The organism is Streptomyces sp. RFCAC02 (assembly GCF_004193175.1).
Lineage (GTDB): Bacteria > Actinomycetota > Actinomycetes > Streptomycetales > Streptomycetaceae > Streptomyces.
Genome location: NZ_SAUH01000001.1, coordinates 4,704,534 through 4,717,719, shown reverse-complemented (window position 1 = coordinate 4,717,719; position 13,186 = coordinate 4,704,534). Strand labels below are relative to the sequence as shown.

The window sequence follows — 13,186 nt, the reverse complement described above, 5'->3', positions numbered from 1 at the left end:
GGCTCCGGGACCGGTCCGCTACAGGGCGTCGGGACCGCGTTCGCCGGTGCGGACCCGGACGGCGGTCTCGACGGGCAGGCTCCACACCTTGCCGTCGCCGATCTTGCCGGTGCGCGCGGCCTTGACCACGACGTCGATGATCTGCTCGGCGTCCTCGTCCTCGGTGAGGATCTCCACGCGGATCTTCGGCACGAGGTCGACGGTGTACTCGGCGCCGCGGTAGACCTCGGTGTGGCCGCGCTGGCGCCCGTAGCCGCTGGCCTCGCTGACCGTCAGGCCGTGCACGCCGAACGCCTGCAGTGCCTCCTTGACCTCGTCCACGCGGTGCGGCTTGATCACCGCGGTGATGAGCTTCATGCGTCCACCTTCTTCTCGCCGGCGACCGCCGTGGCGGCGGTGCCCGGGACTGCGCCGGCCGGGGCCACCCCGGTGCCGGTCTGGCTGAAGTCGTACCCCGTCTCGGCGTGGTAGGCCAGGTCGAGGCCCGCGACCTCCTCCTCCTCGCTCGCCCGGAAGCCGATCGTGCGCTGCACGAGGAGGGCGATGAGGTAGGTGACGACGAACGAGTAGGCCATCACGGAGAAGGCGCCGAGGGCCTGCTTGCCGAACTGCTCGAAGCCGCCCACGCCGTCGGTGGCGAGGAAGCCGACCAGCAGGGTGCCGACGACACCGCCGACGAGGTGGACGCCGACCACGTCGAGGGAGTCGTCGAAGCCCAGCTTGTACTTGAGGCCCACGGCCCAGGCGCAGACGAGGCCGGCGATGAGGCCGATCAGGACGGCGCCCATGGGGTTGACGTTGGCGCCGGACGGCGTGATGGCGACGAGGCCGGCGATGGCGCCGGACGCGGCGCCGAGGGTGGTGAACTTGCCGTGGCGGAGGCGCTCGTAGACGAGCCAGCCGACGATGGCGGCGCCCGTCGCGACCTGGGTGTTGAGGGCCATGAGGGCGGCGGTGCCGTTGGGGGAGAGCGCGGAGCCCGCGTTGAACCCGAACCAGCCGAACCACAGGAGGGCGGCGCCGAGGAGGACCATGGGCAGGTTGTGCGGCCGCATCGGGTCCTTCTTGAATCCGATGCGCCTGCCGACGACGAGGGCCGCGGCGAGGCCGCCGGCGCCCGCGTTGATGTGGACGGCGGTGCCGCCGGCGAAGTCGATCACGCCCTGGTTGAACAGCCAGCCCTGGTCGACGGCCCACACCCAGTGCGCGACCGGGAAGTAGACGATCGTGACCCAGAGGACGACGAACAGCACCCAGCCGCTGAACTTCACGCGGTCGGCCAGGGCGCCGCTCATCAGGGCGGGCGTCAGGATGGCGAACATCAGCTGGAAGACGGCGAAGGCCAGCAGCTCGCCCTGGTCCACCGAGATGTCCTGCAGGCCGATGAAGTCCAGGTTGCCGAGGATCGGGCTGGTGGAGGTGTCGCTGAACGCCAGGGAGAAGCCGTAGAGGACCCACAGCACGCTGACGATGCCGAGCGAGACGAACGACATCATGAGCATGTTGAGGGCGCTCTTGACCCGGACCATGCCGCCGTAGAAGAAGGCGAGTCCCGGGGTCATGATCATCACCATGGCGGCACAGATCACCACATAGGCAGTATTGGTCGAGGAAAGCACTTCATCAGGACTCAATGTGGACGTCTCCTCACAAGGACGACCCGTGCGGGCAGGTTCTCGGTCGGGTCAGGATGGGCCACAGCGTTTCCGAGGGCCGTTTCCGACGATGGCCGCACGTGTTTCACGGGTGTGACGATGACACACGGAGTGTTACGCGCTCATGAAGCGCCGCGACGCACCGGCGCGGCCGGGCTACCGTGTCCGGCACCCGTGGGGGGTGACCGCCGCCACGGGGCACCGACGCGAACCGGCCGCGCCGGCCGCCGTACCCATGCGGGGCATACGGCGGCCGGCGCGGCCGGTCGCGAACGGTGGGGCGGGGGCGGGGCGCTCCCGGGCGGGCCTCAGACCGCCCGCGCCCCCGGGTGACGGGGCAGTTCGACGGCGAGCCGCCGCGCGCTCTCCCTGATCTCGGCGGTGCCGAACTCACGGTGGGCCGCCGCCCACGTCTTGCGCAGGCGGTTGTTCACCCGCTCGGACCGCAGGCGTCCGGCCAGGTTCGTGGCCTCCTTCGCCTGCTCGGCGAACGCCTCCGCGTCCCTCTCCAGCAGGTGCACGGTGGCCATGCCGATGAGGTTGAGTGCATACGAACGGTGGTGGCCGCCGGCCGGGTCCTCCGCGCACTCCTCGGCGAACAGCTCGACGGCGCGCTCCATCAGCGGCCTGGCCCGGTGCACGTACGTGGGGCTGCGGCCCGCGACGTACGCGAGGTCGCGGTAGGAGTGGGCGTTCTCCGCGTTGAGCTCGGCCTCGGAGAAGAAGCGCACCCAGTCCGGCTCGGGGTCGTCCCCCTGGATCTGGGCGAACGTCTCCTGCGCCATGCGCACGGCCCGGTGGCACTTGGCGGGCTGGCCGAGCGTGGCGTGGGCGCGGGCCTCCATGGCGTACAGCATGGCCTGGGTGCGGGGACCCGCGGTGCCGCGGCTGCCGTACTGGGCGAGGTGGATCAGCTCCAGCGCGTCGTCGCCCCGGCCGAGGTGGATCATCTGCCGGCTCATCATGGACAGGATGAACGCGCCGAGCGGCCGGTCGCCCGCCTCCTTCGCCGCGTGCAGGGCGAGGACGAAGTACTTCTGCGCGGTGGGCTGGAGCCCGATGTCGTAGCTCATCCAGCCGGCCAGTTCGGCCAGCTCCGCCGTCACGCGGAACAGCCGCCGCCGCACCGGCTCCGGGTGGGAGTCCTGGAGGAGGTCGGTGACCTCGTGGAGCTGCCCGACGACGGCCTTGCGCCGCAGGCCGCCGCCGCTCTGCGCGTCCCAGCGGCGGAACTGCGCGGTGGTGGCCTCCAGCACGGTCAGCTCGGCGTCGGACAGGTGGGTGAGGCGGCGGCCCTCGGCGCGGCCGTCCGACGGCAGGGTCAGCAGCCGGGCGCCGGCGGGCGCGTCCTCGGCCGCGGGGGTGGGCACGAGCCAGCGCTGCATGGGCTCGATCAGCGCGGGCCCCGCGGACATGGTGAGCGAGGTGCCGAGGAAACCGCGCCGGCCGAGCATCAGGTCGCTGCGCGAGAACTCGTTGATCATCGCCACGGTCTGGGTCCCGGCCCAGGGGAGGTCCACGCCGGACACGGCGGCGGACCGGCGCGCGGCGCGCAGCCCGAGGTCCTCCGCGGCCACGACGCAGCCGAAGCGCTCGGAGAACAGCTCGGCGAGGATGCGCGGGATGGGCTCACGCGGCTGCTCGCCGTCCAGCCAGCGGCGGACACGGGAGGTGTCGGTGCTGATGTGGTGGGCGCCGAGCTGGCGGGCGCGGCGGTTCACCTGTCTCGCGAGTTCCCCCTTGGACCATCCGCTGCGCTGGAACCACGAGGTCAGCCGATCGTTCGGCTGCCTGGCGGAGGTGCCGCCGGTGCCGGTGCCGCCCACGAGTCACGCCCCCATCCCGGGTGAGGTCGGCGACGCGCGGTCTGCTGACGACGCGTCTACGGAATGTACCGAAAGTAATCCTACGATCACGAGTGAGGCAGCCGGGACGAGGAAGCGCCACCATTCGCCACCCCTCCGCGTCAACTCCATGCCCACCTGCCGAGTTTCACTGGTACGCGCCGTCCGCGGGACCGGGCGGACCGAAGCACACGGGGGGCGCGTGCTGTCATGCGCACTCCCTGCGGCGCCACCCCGAGCCGTAACCATCGGCGGGACGACCCGTTGGAGAGTGCATGGGCTTCACGATCGGCGGTCTGCGCGAGATCCGTGAACAGCGGCTTGCCGCCCGCCGACCGGGGCCGCGCCCCACGCCCGCGGGGATCCCCACCGCCGTCGCCGAGTACACCGGTCTCCGGGGCTGGGACGTGACCCCCGGCGCCCGGGCCACCAGGAACGCCCGCGGCGGCCGCGCGGCCTGCTCCTGCGGCAGCGCCCACTGCCCCTCCCCCGGCGCCCATCCCCTCGACGCCGCCTTCACGATCCCGGCCGGCGCGACCCTGGACCGCGTCTGCGGCGACTGGGTGCCCGGCGCCTCCGTCCTGCTGCCGACCGGGCGGCGGTTCGACATCCTCGACGCCCCGGCGCACGCCGCCCGCCGTGCGCTCCCCCGTCTTGAGCGGCTCGGCCTGCGGACCGGCCCGGTGGCCCTGGCCCCGCACGGCCGGGCGTGGTTCTTCGTCGCGCCGGGCAGCACGGCCGAACTGCCGGTGCTCCTGCGCCGCCTCGGCTGGGGCGACACCCCCGTCGACCTGCGCGGGCTCGGTCCCGGCAGGCACATCACGGCCCCGCCGTCCGACCACGGCGGCCACGGCCCGGTCCGCTGGCTGCGCGCCCCCGGCCTGGAGACGCCTGCCACGCCGCCCCCCGTCACCCGCACCCTGCTCGCCGCGCTCGCCTACAACTGCGCTTCCCTGCCCTGCCTCGCCCTTCATCCCTGATCCCCGCGGGCGCGCCACGGCCCCGCGCCCTCCCGGTGACGGGACGGAGGCACGGGGCCGTGAGGTGCGCGGGCGGGCGGCCCGGCTCAGGTCAGCAGGGCGTCCACGAACGCCTCGGGGTCGAACGGCGCGAGGTCGTCCGGCCCCTCGCCGAGGCCGATGAGCTTGACCGGCACACCGAGCTGTCGCTGCACGGCGACGACGATGCCGCCCTTGGCGGTGCCGTCGAGCTTGGTGAGCACGATGCCCGTGATGTCCACGACCTCGGCGAAGACCCGGGCCTGCGTGAGGCCGTTCTGCCCGGTGGTGGCGTCGAGGACGAGCAGCACCTCGTTGACCGGGCCGTGCTTCTCGACGACCCGCTTCACCTTGCCCAGCTCGTCCATGAGGCCGGTCTTGGTGTGCAGCCGCCCCGCCGTGTCCACGAGCACCGCGTCGGCGCCCTGCGCGATGCCCTCCCGCACGGCGTCGAACGCGACGGACGCCGGGTCGCCGCCCTCGGGGCCGCGCACGATCCGCGCGCCGACCCGCTCGCCCCAGGTCTGGAGCTGGTCCGCCGCGGCGGCGCGGAAGGTGTCGGCCGCCCCGAGGACGACGGACCTGCCGTCCGCGACGAGGACCCGGGCGAGCTTGCCCGTGGTCGTGGTCTTGCCCGTGCCGTTGACCCCGACCACGAGCACGACGGCCGGCCGCTCCTCACCCTCGGCCGACACGCCGCCCTCGGTGTGCACGGCACGGTCGAGGGAGGGGTCGATGAGGGTGACGAGTTCCTCGCGCAGCAGGGCGCGCAGGTCCTCCGGGGTCCGGGTGCCGAGGACCCGCACCCGCTCCCGCAGCCGCTCCACCAGCTCCTGGGTGGGGCCGACCCCGACGTCGGCGGTCAGCAGGGTGTCCTCGATCTCCTCCCAGGTGTCCTCGTCGAGGTGCTCGCGGGAGAGGAGGGTCAGCAGCCCCTTGCCGAGGGTGTTCTGCGACCGGGCGAGGCGGGCGCGCAGCCGTACCAGGCGTCCCGCGGTGGGCTCGGGCACCTCGACCGGCGGCGCCTCCGCCTCGGCCTCGACGGCGGGCGGCGAGGTGCCCGGCGGCAGGACGACGTCCTCGATGGTGCGCCGCTCCTCCTCGGGCGGGGCGGTGGCGTCCTCGCCGACCTGCGGTTCCGCCGGGGCCGCGGGCGGCCGGGTCCCGCCGCGCGGGGGCGCCGTGCGCGTACCGCGGCCCCGGACGAGGAACGCGGCGATCGCGGCGACGGCGACCACGGCGATGACTACGACAAGGATCAGGATGTCCATCGGTTCCCTTGAGTGCTGCCTGACGGGGACGGGTGGGACCAGTATTCCCGACGCGCTCCGGCGCGGGACGGGTCAGCCCATGTCCTCCAGCTTCTTGCCCTTGGTCTCGCGGACCCACAGCAGCAGGAAGGGGATGGTCAGCAGCGCGAACGCCGTGTAGATGACGTAGGCGCCCGAGAGGTTCCAGTCGGACAGGGTCGGGAAGCTCTCGGTGATGGCCCAGTTCGCGATCCACTGCGCGCTGGCTGCGACACCGAGCGCCGAGGCGCGGATCCGGTTGGGGAACATCTCGCCGAGCAGGACCCACACCACGACGCCCCAGGACAGCGCGAAGAACAGGACGAACGCGTGGGCGCCGATCAGGGCGACGGTCCCCTGGGCGTCGGGCAGCGAGATGTCGTCGCCCGTGCCCGTCTTGGCGGAGAACGCCCAGGCCGTCGTGCCCAGGGCGACGGCCATGCCGATCGAGCCGATGAGCAGCAGCGGCTTGCGGCCGATGCGGTCCACGAAGATCATCGCGATGACGGTGCCGATGATGTTGATGATCGAGGTGGTGAAGGAGTAGAAGAACGAGCTCTCCGGGTCGATGCCGACCGACTGCCACAGGGAGTTCGAGTAGTAGAAGATGACGTTGATGCCGACGAGCTGCTGGAACGCCGACAGCACGATGCCGATCCAGACGATGGGCAGCAGCCCGGCCCGGCCGCCGAAGAGGTCCCGCCAGCTCCGCTTCTGCTCGGTGTGCAGCGCGGACTCGATCTCCCGGATGCGGGCGTCGAAGTCGGTGTCGGCGGGCTCCACCCGGCCGAGGACGCGCCGGGCGTCGTCATAGCGTCCGCGCGAGACCAGATAGCGGGGCGACTCGGGGATGCCGAGGGTCATCAGCCCGTAGACGACGGCGGGCAGCGCCTCGACGCCGAGCATGAGCTGCCACGCCTCGATGCCGAGGAGGTGCCCGCGCTGGTCGTCGCCCGCGAGGTTGACCAGTCCCCAGTTGACGAGCTGGGAGACGGCGATGCCGAGGACGATCGCCGCCTGCTGGAACGAGGCGAGCCGCCCCCGGTACTCGGAGGGCGAGACCTCGGCGATGTAGGCGGGCGCGATCACGGACGCCATGCCGATGGCGACGCCGCCGAGCGTCCGCCAGATGGCGAGGTCCCAGATCGCGAACGGCAGCATCGAGCCGATGCCGCTGATCACGAACAGGAACGCGGCGAGCTGCATCACCCGGATGCGCCCGATCCGGTCGGCCAGGCGGCCGGCGATCAGCGCGCCCACGGCCGCGCCCAGCAGGGCGATGGCGACGACGGTGCCGAGCCGGCCCGACGAGACGTCGAACCGGCCGCGGATGCCCTCGACGGCGCCGTTGATCACGGAGCTGTCGTAGCCGAAGAGGAAGCCGCCGAGTGCGGCGGTCGCGGCGATGTAGATGACGAAGGTCAGGTGCGGCGGGCGCCTCGGTGCGCTGGTCCCGGAGGTGGCTGTCCTACTGGTCACGCTGCTCTTCTCCTTCGTCCGACGGCTCCTGCCTGCCGTCTTCCCCCGCTCGCGCGGATCAGCGCTCCGGCTTCGAGAGGGGTCCTTGCCTCACCCCGCGAAAGTCACAGTACGCCCCGTAAGGGCATGCTTCATCCGAAAGGATCGCCGAAGGGGCCGAAAGCGACATACGCCACTTTCTCCGGTGCGTGTCAGGCCGCGAGACGCTGGCTGATCACCTTCGACACACCGTCGCCCTGCATGGAGACGCCGTACAGCGCGTCGGCGACCTCCATGGTCCGCTTCTGGTGCGTGATCACGATGAGCTGCGAGCTGTCCTTCAGCTCCTCCATGATCCGGATGAGCCGCTGGAGGTTGGTGTCGTCGAGGGCCGCCTCGACCTCGTCCATCACGTAGAACGGGCTCGGACGCGCCTTGAAGATCGACACCAGCAGCGCGACGGCCGTGAGCGACCGCTCCCCGCCGGAGAGCAGGGACAGCCGCTTCACCTTCTTCCCCGGGGGCCGCGCCTCCACCTCGACCCCGGTCGCGAGCATGTCGTCCGGGTCGGTGAGCACGAGGCGGCCCTCGCCGCCGGGGAACAGCCGCGAGAACACGCCCTCGAACTCGCGCGCCGTGTCGTGGAAGGCGGCGGTGAAGACCTGCTCGACGCGCTCGTCCACCTCCTTCACGACCTGGAGGAGGTCGGCACGGGTCTTCCGCAGGTCGGTGAGCTGCTCGCTCAGGAACTGGTGCCGTTCCTCCAGCGCCGCGAACTCCTCGAGCGCGAGTGGGTTGACCTTCCCGAGCTGCTTGTGCGCGCGCTCCGCCGCGCGCAGGCGCTTCTCCTGCTCCGCGCGGTCGAACGGGCGCGGCCGGTTGCGCGGGTGCGCGGGGTCGTCGGGCAGCGTCTCGCCCTCGTCGGGCGGTGGCGGCGGAACGGGCTGGTCCGGGCCGTACTCGCGGACCAGCACCTCGGGGTCGACACCCAGCTCCTCCAGGGCGCGGCCCTCCAGCTGCTCGATGCGCAGCCGTTTCTCCGCGCCGAGGACCTCCCCCCGGTGGACGGAGTCGGTGAGCTTGTCCAGCTCCTCCTTCAGCTCGCGGCCGGCGGCGCGCTCCGCGGCGAGGGCGTTCTCCCGCTCGGCGCGCTCCCGCTCGGCGGCCGCGCGTTCCGCCTCGGCGCGGGCGAGGGACGCCTCGGTGCGGGCCAGCAGCCGGCGGGCGCCCTCGGCGACGGCGGCGGCGACCCGCGCCTCGTGGCGCATCCGGGCGCGGCGCTGCTCCGCGCGGGCGCGTGCCTCGCGTTCCGCGCGGGCGGCGCGGTCGAGGGAGTCCGCCCGGCCGGCGAGGCCCCGCACCCGTTCCTCGTGCGTGCGGACCTGGAGCCTCGCCTCCATCTCGGCGCTCCTGGCGTCGGCGCCCTCGGCGGCGAGGCGGTCGCGTTCGGCCGCGTCCGGCTCCTCGTCGGTGTCGGTGGTCTCCTCGGCGACGGCGAGGCGTTCCGCCAGTTCCTCCGCCTGTTCGACGGCCCGGGCGAGGTCCTCCTCGGCACGGACGACGGCGGCCTCGGCGCGCTCGGCCTCGCCCGCCGCGCCCCGCGCCTGGCCGGCGAGGCGGCCGAGGTCCTGGGCGACGCGGGACTTGGCCCGCTCGGCGGCGCTGCGGCGCTGCGCCAGCTCCTCGACACGGGCGGCCAGCTCGCGCCGGCGCCCGGCGGCGGTCTCGGAGGCGGCCGCGAGGTCGGCGCAGCGCGCGGCCAGCTCCCGCAGTTCGGCCGCCGCCTCGTCCACGGACGCCTGGACCTCCAGGAGGCTGGGCGCGCCGGCCGACCCGCCGAGGGCGAGGTGCCGCGCCAGCACGTCGCCCTCGGCGGTGGCGACGGTCAGGCCGGGGTGGGCGGCGAGCACGGCGAGGGCGTCGTCGAGGGTGCCGGCGACGACGACGCCGCGCAGCAGCCGCCGGACGGCCGGCAGCAGGTCGGCGGGGCCGCGCACCAGATCGGCGGCGGCGGTGAGCCCCGCGGGCACGGCAGGGCCGGCGTCCGCGGGGTCGTCGTCCGGTACGCCCCCGAGCAGCAGGGCCGCGCGGCCCGAGTCCTGTTTGCGCAGCAGGCGCAGGGCGTCGGCCGCCGCGGCGGGCCCGTCCATGGCGACGGCGTCGGCGGCGGCGCCGAGGGCGGCGGCGACGGGCACCTCGTGGCCCGGGGTGACGGAGAGCAGCTCGGCCGCCGGGCCGAGCAGCCCGGCGAGGTCGCCGCCCGCCGCGAGGAGCGCGCCGGTGCCGTCCTTGCGGCGCAGGCCGAGCGCGAGGGCGTCGTGCCGGGCGGCGACGGCGGCGCGTTCACGTTCGGCCGTGGTCAGGGCGTCGCGGGCGCGGGATCGTTCCGCCTCGGCGGCGGCGAGGTCGCGGCGGGCCGCCTCGTGCTCCGCGGCCAGCTCGGTGTCATCGGCGTCGAGGCCGTCCACCTCGGCGCGCAGGGTCTCGTACTCGGCCTGCGCCCGGGCGGCGCGCTCGCGCGCCTCGTCGCGGGCGGTGGCGAGGCGGTCGATCCCGGCCTGGGCCGACGCGGCGCGGGAACGGGCCGCGTTGGCCTGGCCGTGCAGGCGGGCGAGCCCCTCCCTGCGGTCGGCGATGGCGCGGGCCGCGTCCTTGAGGCGGCGCTCCTCGTCGGCGAGCCGTCGCTCCAGATCGGCACGGCGCTCCACCGCGTCGTCCAGGGCACGGGTGGCCGCCTCAAGCGCTGCCGCAAGCTCGGCCTCCTGCTCGCGGACGCGCGCGGCCTCGCGTTCCAGGTCCTCCGGGTCGCGGCCCCTGCGCTCCTCGGGGGCGGCGGCGGTGGCGCTCGCCACGCGGGCGTCGGCGAGGCTCACCGTGCCCCGGACGCGTTCGGCGAGCTGCGACAGCTCGTACCAGGTGGTCTGGGCGCCGCTGAGGCGCGGCGCCAGGGCACGGACCTCGGCCTCCAGCTCGGCCTCGCCGTGCAGCGCCTCCCGCAGCCGCGCCTCAGCGGCCTCCTTGCGCTCCTTCAGGACGGCCTCGTCGGCGATCTCGGCGGCGAGCGCGGCGCGCAGCCCGACGAGGTCGTCGGCGAGCAGCCGCAGCCGGGCGTCGCGCAGGTCGGCCTGGATGACGGCGGCCTTCCGCGCGACGGCGGCCTGGCGGCCGAGGGGCTTGAGGCGGCGGCGCAGTTCGTCGGTGAGGTCCTGGACCCTGGCCAGGTTGGCCTGCATGGCGTCGAGCTTCCGCAGCGCCTTCTCCTTGCGCTTGCGGTGCTTGAGGACGCCGGCGGCCTCCTCGATGAAGGCCCGGCGGCCGGTGGGGTCGGCGTGCAGGACCGAGTCGAGGCGGCCCTGCCCGACGATGACGTGCATCTCCCGGCCGATGCCGGAGTCCGACAGGAGTTCCTGGACGTCGAGGAGGCGGCACGTGGTGCCGTTGATGCGGTACTCGCTGCCGCCGTTGCGGAACATCGTCCGCGTGACCGTGACCTCGGTGTAGTCGATGGGGAGGGCGCCGTCGGCGTTGTCGATCGTGAGGGACACCTCGGCCCGGCCCAGCGGGGGGCGGCCGGTGGTGCCGGCGAAGATGACGTCCTCCATCTTGCCGCCGCGCAGCGACTTGGCGCCCTGCTCCCCCATCACCCAGGAGAGGGCGTCCACGACATTGGACTTGCCCGACCCGTTGGGGCCGACCACACAGGTGATGCCGGGCTCGAAGCGCAGCGTCGTGGCCGAGGCGAAGGACTTGAACCCCCGCAGGGTGAGGCTCTTCAGGTGCACGCCGTGCGACTTTACCGGGCGGTTGTGCGCGATCGGCCGTTTCGACGCGGGCGCGGCCGGGCAGATCAGTCAGTAAGCCACGGCCGGGGTGCCGCGGCGGGTGCACGTGCCGGAGGGGCCGCGACATGACGAAGGGACGCCGAAGCGCCCCTCGCATTGCGTTCGGCGGGTGGATCCGCCGATGACGTGTCCGGACGACCCGTCCCTCCTCGTCGAGGGTCAGGTCAGGGCGGGCTCCGCCTTGGGCATGTCGATGTCGTCGAGCACCGGGTCGCCGTGCCGAGCGGCGGCGAGCGCGTCGTTCTCCGCCTGGACGCGGAGCAGCTGGGTCTCCAGGTCCTGTACGCGCTGCTGAAGCCGTCGCATCTCGGCGATGACTCGGGGGTCGAAGCCGCCGATGTGACCGAGAAGCGCCTTTGCCATGATGGATGGTCCTCCACACTGAGTGACCGACCGAAGCCGTGGTAGGTCGTGAGGGATAACGTCCGCCGCGTCCGCTCCGTCCCGCTTTCACACGGGCGCACAGCGGAGAAGCGCGGGACTTTCAGCGTCTCACCAAAAAGTGGGACGGTCAACACGATCACACCGCGTATCGCCGGGGTGATCATCCACCCGGCGTCAAGGAGTTGCCGAATTCTCTCCGTCGGTCACGACCGGTCATTCCCCGTCGGCGGCGGAAGCGGGCGCTCGAAGGCCTCCAGTGGCGGCAGCCTTGCACGTCGGAGCGGGGTTGGCAACCCGTTTCCCGTATTTTCCCGGGCCGGCCGGGCCGCTGATCATCTGATGGCGAAATCCGGATAGCCGCCACGCGGTGTGTCCCATATCTCGGTGACTCCGTCGACGCGGCCGGGCGTGTCGCCGTCGCGCAGCCAGGCGAGCAGGCGTTCACAGGCCACCCGGTCGCCCTCGGCCACCACCTGCACCCGGCCGTCGTCCCGATTGGACGCGAATCCGCGCAGACCGCCGATGGAAAGTGCCTGCTCACGGGTGAACCAGCGGAAACCGACCCCCTGGACGCGGCCTCGCACCCATGCGGTCATACGGACCGTTCCGTCCTGATTCCGGGACTCCCCCGCCGTCTGCTCCATGTGACGCACGCTATCCCGCCAATTCCCCGTCGCACAGGACCGGCCACCCGGCCATGCCGTACAGTCACGCGATGAACATTCATCCATTCGGGTGAGTTTCGATCTTGATTCGTTACCGACGAGGACAAGGACGGTGCCCGCATGGGACGCCATCGCCGCCGCCGGAGCCATGCGCGTACCGGCCTGATCGGTGCATCCGCAGCGCTCGCAGTGGGCGCGGTGGGAGTCGGCAGCGGGCTGCTGCCGGGCATGGGGGACGCGTTCGCCCCCAGCGACTCACCCGCGTCGGACGACACACGGGCGCAGCCGCCCGAGCCCTCCCTGCCCGTCGGCTCCGTGTCGCCCGAGGCGTCCGCCTCGCCGAGCGCGGACCGCACGGCACAGCCGGAGGAGAGCCGAAGCCCCGAGCGGGAGACGACCGACGCGTCGTCATCCCCGGCGGAGGAGACCGAGGCCCCGCAGGACGACGAGAGCACCTCCGAGGCCGAGGAGACGCCGTCGGCCGACGACACGGCGGACGACGCCCCGGACGCGGAGGAGACGGAGGCGACCGAGGAGAGCACGCCGTCCGACGAGCCCACCACCGAGGCCACCGAACCGGCCGAGGACACCGCGACGGAGCCGGCCCCCGAGGAGACGGTCGCGCCCGACCCCGCCGACGACGGTTCCGGCAGCGCGGCCGACGAGCAGCTCGCGGCCGCCCAGGAGGTCCTGTCGCTCGTCAACGCGGAACGCGCCGCCGCCGGCCTGCGCAGCCTCACCCTCGACCCGTCGCTCAGCGCCCTCGCGAACGCCTACAGCGCCGACATGGCCGCCCGCGGCTTCTTCGACCACACGGACCCCGACGGCCGCACCCCCTGGGACCGCGCGGCCGACGCCGGCATCCTCAACCTCGGCGGCGAGAACATAGCCCGCGGCCAGGTGGACGCGGAGGCCGTGGTCGAGGCGTGGATGGCCAGCGAGGGACACCGCGACAACATCCTCAACCCCGTCTACACCACGATGGGCCTCGGCGTGCAGTTCGGCGACGGCGGCCCCTGGTGGACGCAGGTCTTCGGCTACTGACGCCGGG

The 13,186-nt window shown here is 73.3% G+C and carries 10 protein-coding genes; 2 read left to right on the top strand and 8 right to left on the bottom strand.

The annotated features are described in order from the left end of the window. Window positions 1-18: 18 nt before the first annotated feature. The 3 genes from EMA09_RS21940 to EMA09_RS21930 all read right to left on the bottom strand — a co-directional run bounded on the left by EMA09_RS21940 (window position 19) and on the right by EMA09_RS21930 (window position 3,481). A complete protein-coding gene (locus EMA09_RS21940) occupies window positions 19-357 on the bottom strand; it encodes a P-II family nitrogen regulator (protein ID WP_129842700.1) in 339 nt (112 codons plus the stop codon). After that, window positions 354-1,592, bottom strand: coding sequence for an ammonium transporter (locus EMA09_RS21935; RefSeq protein WP_346655874.1), 1,239 nt, complete (start codon window positions 1,590-1,592; stop codon window positions 354-356). The genes EMA09_RS21940 and EMA09_RS21935 overlap by 4 nt, the downstream gene beginning before the upstream one ends. Before the next feature lie 371 nt (window positions 1,593-1,963). After that, entirely contained in the window at window positions 1,964-3,481 is a 1,518-nt protein-coding gene (locus tag EMA09_RS21930) for a hypothetical protein (protein WP_129842699.1), read from the bottom strand. A 293-nt stretch (window positions 3,482-3,774) separates the two neighbouring features. Here EMA09_RS21930 and EMA09_RS21925 point away from each other — a divergent pair, with 293 nt between their 5' ends. Further along, a complete protein-coding gene (locus tag EMA09_RS21925) occupies window positions 3,775-4,479 on the top strand; it encodes a bifunctional DNA primase/polymerase (RefSeq protein WP_129842698.1) in 705 nt (234 codons plus the stop codon). 86 nt (window positions 4,480-4,565) lie between these two features. Here the strand turns inward: EMA09_RS21925 and ftsY are convergent, their stop codons facing one another. The 5 genes from ftsY to EMA09_RS21900 form a co-directional block, all read right to left on the bottom strand. Beyond that, complete coding sequence (ftsY, locus tag EMA09_RS21920; RefSeq protein ID WP_129842697.1) at window positions 4,566-5,768, bottom strand: signal recognition particle-docking protein FtsY; 1,203 nt, start codon at window positions 5,766-5,768, stop codon at window positions 4,566-4,568. Window positions 5,769-5,840: 72 nt separating this feature from the next. Then, window positions 5,841-7,265, bottom strand: a complete 1,425-nt coding sequence (locus EMA09_RS21915) for a sugar porter family MFS transporter (RefSeq protein WP_129842696.1) — start codon at window positions 7,263-7,265, stop codon at window positions 5,841-5,843. 191 nt (window positions 7,266-7,456) lie between these two features. Next, the gene (smc, locus tag EMA09_RS21910) at window positions 7,457-11,026 is read right to left on the bottom strand and encodes a chromosome segregation protein SMC (protein ID WP_129842695.1); all 3,570 of its coding nucleotides are present in this window, start codon (window positions 11,024-11,026) and stop codon (window positions 7,457-7,459) included. 219 nt (window positions 11,027-11,245) lie between these two features. Beyond that, a complete protein-coding gene (locus EMA09_RS21905; RefSeq protein WP_129842694.1) occupies window positions 11,246-11,449 on the bottom strand; it encodes a hypothetical protein in 204 nt (67 codons plus the stop codon). 353 nt (window positions 11,450-11,802) lie between these two features. Further along, window positions 11,803-12,114 (bottom strand): acylphosphatase, encoded by a 312-nt coding sequence (locus EMA09_RS21900; RefSeq protein WP_129842693.1) that lies wholly within the window; start codon window positions 12,112-12,114, stop codon window positions 11,803-11,805. 219 nt (window positions 12,115-12,333) lie between these two features. On the opposite strand from EMA09_RS21900, the gene EMA09_RS21895 reads away from it, so the two are divergent. After that, a complete protein-coding gene (locus EMA09_RS21895) occupies window positions 12,334-13,179 on the top strand; it encodes a CAP domain-containing protein (protein WP_240796513.1) in 846 nt (281 codons plus the stop codon). Window positions 13,180-13,186 lie beyond the last annotated feature (7 nt).

Excerpts from the sequence above, each read along its gene's own strand:
- EMA09_RS21940 (WP_129842700.1), bottom strand. The coding sequence starts at position 357 with ATGAAGCTCATCACCGCGGTGATCAAGCCGCACCGCGTGGACGAGGTC.
- EMA09_RS21925 (WP_129842698.1), top strand. The coding sequence starts at position 3,775 with ATGGGCTTCACGATCGGCGGTCTGCGCGAGATCCGTGAACAGCGGCTT.
- ftsY (WP_129842697.1), bottom strand. The coding sequence starts at position 5,768 with ATGGACATCCTGATCCTTGTCGTAGTCATCGCCGTGGTCGCCGTCGCC.
- EMA09_RS21905 (WP_129842694.1), bottom strand. The coding sequence starts at position 11,449 with ATGGCAAAGGCGCTTCTCGGTCACATCGGCGGCTTCGACCCCCGAGTC.
- EMA09_RS21900 (WP_129842693.1), bottom strand. The coding sequence starts at position 12,114 with ATGGAGCAGACGGCGGGGGAGTCCCGGAATCAGGACGGAACGGTCCGT.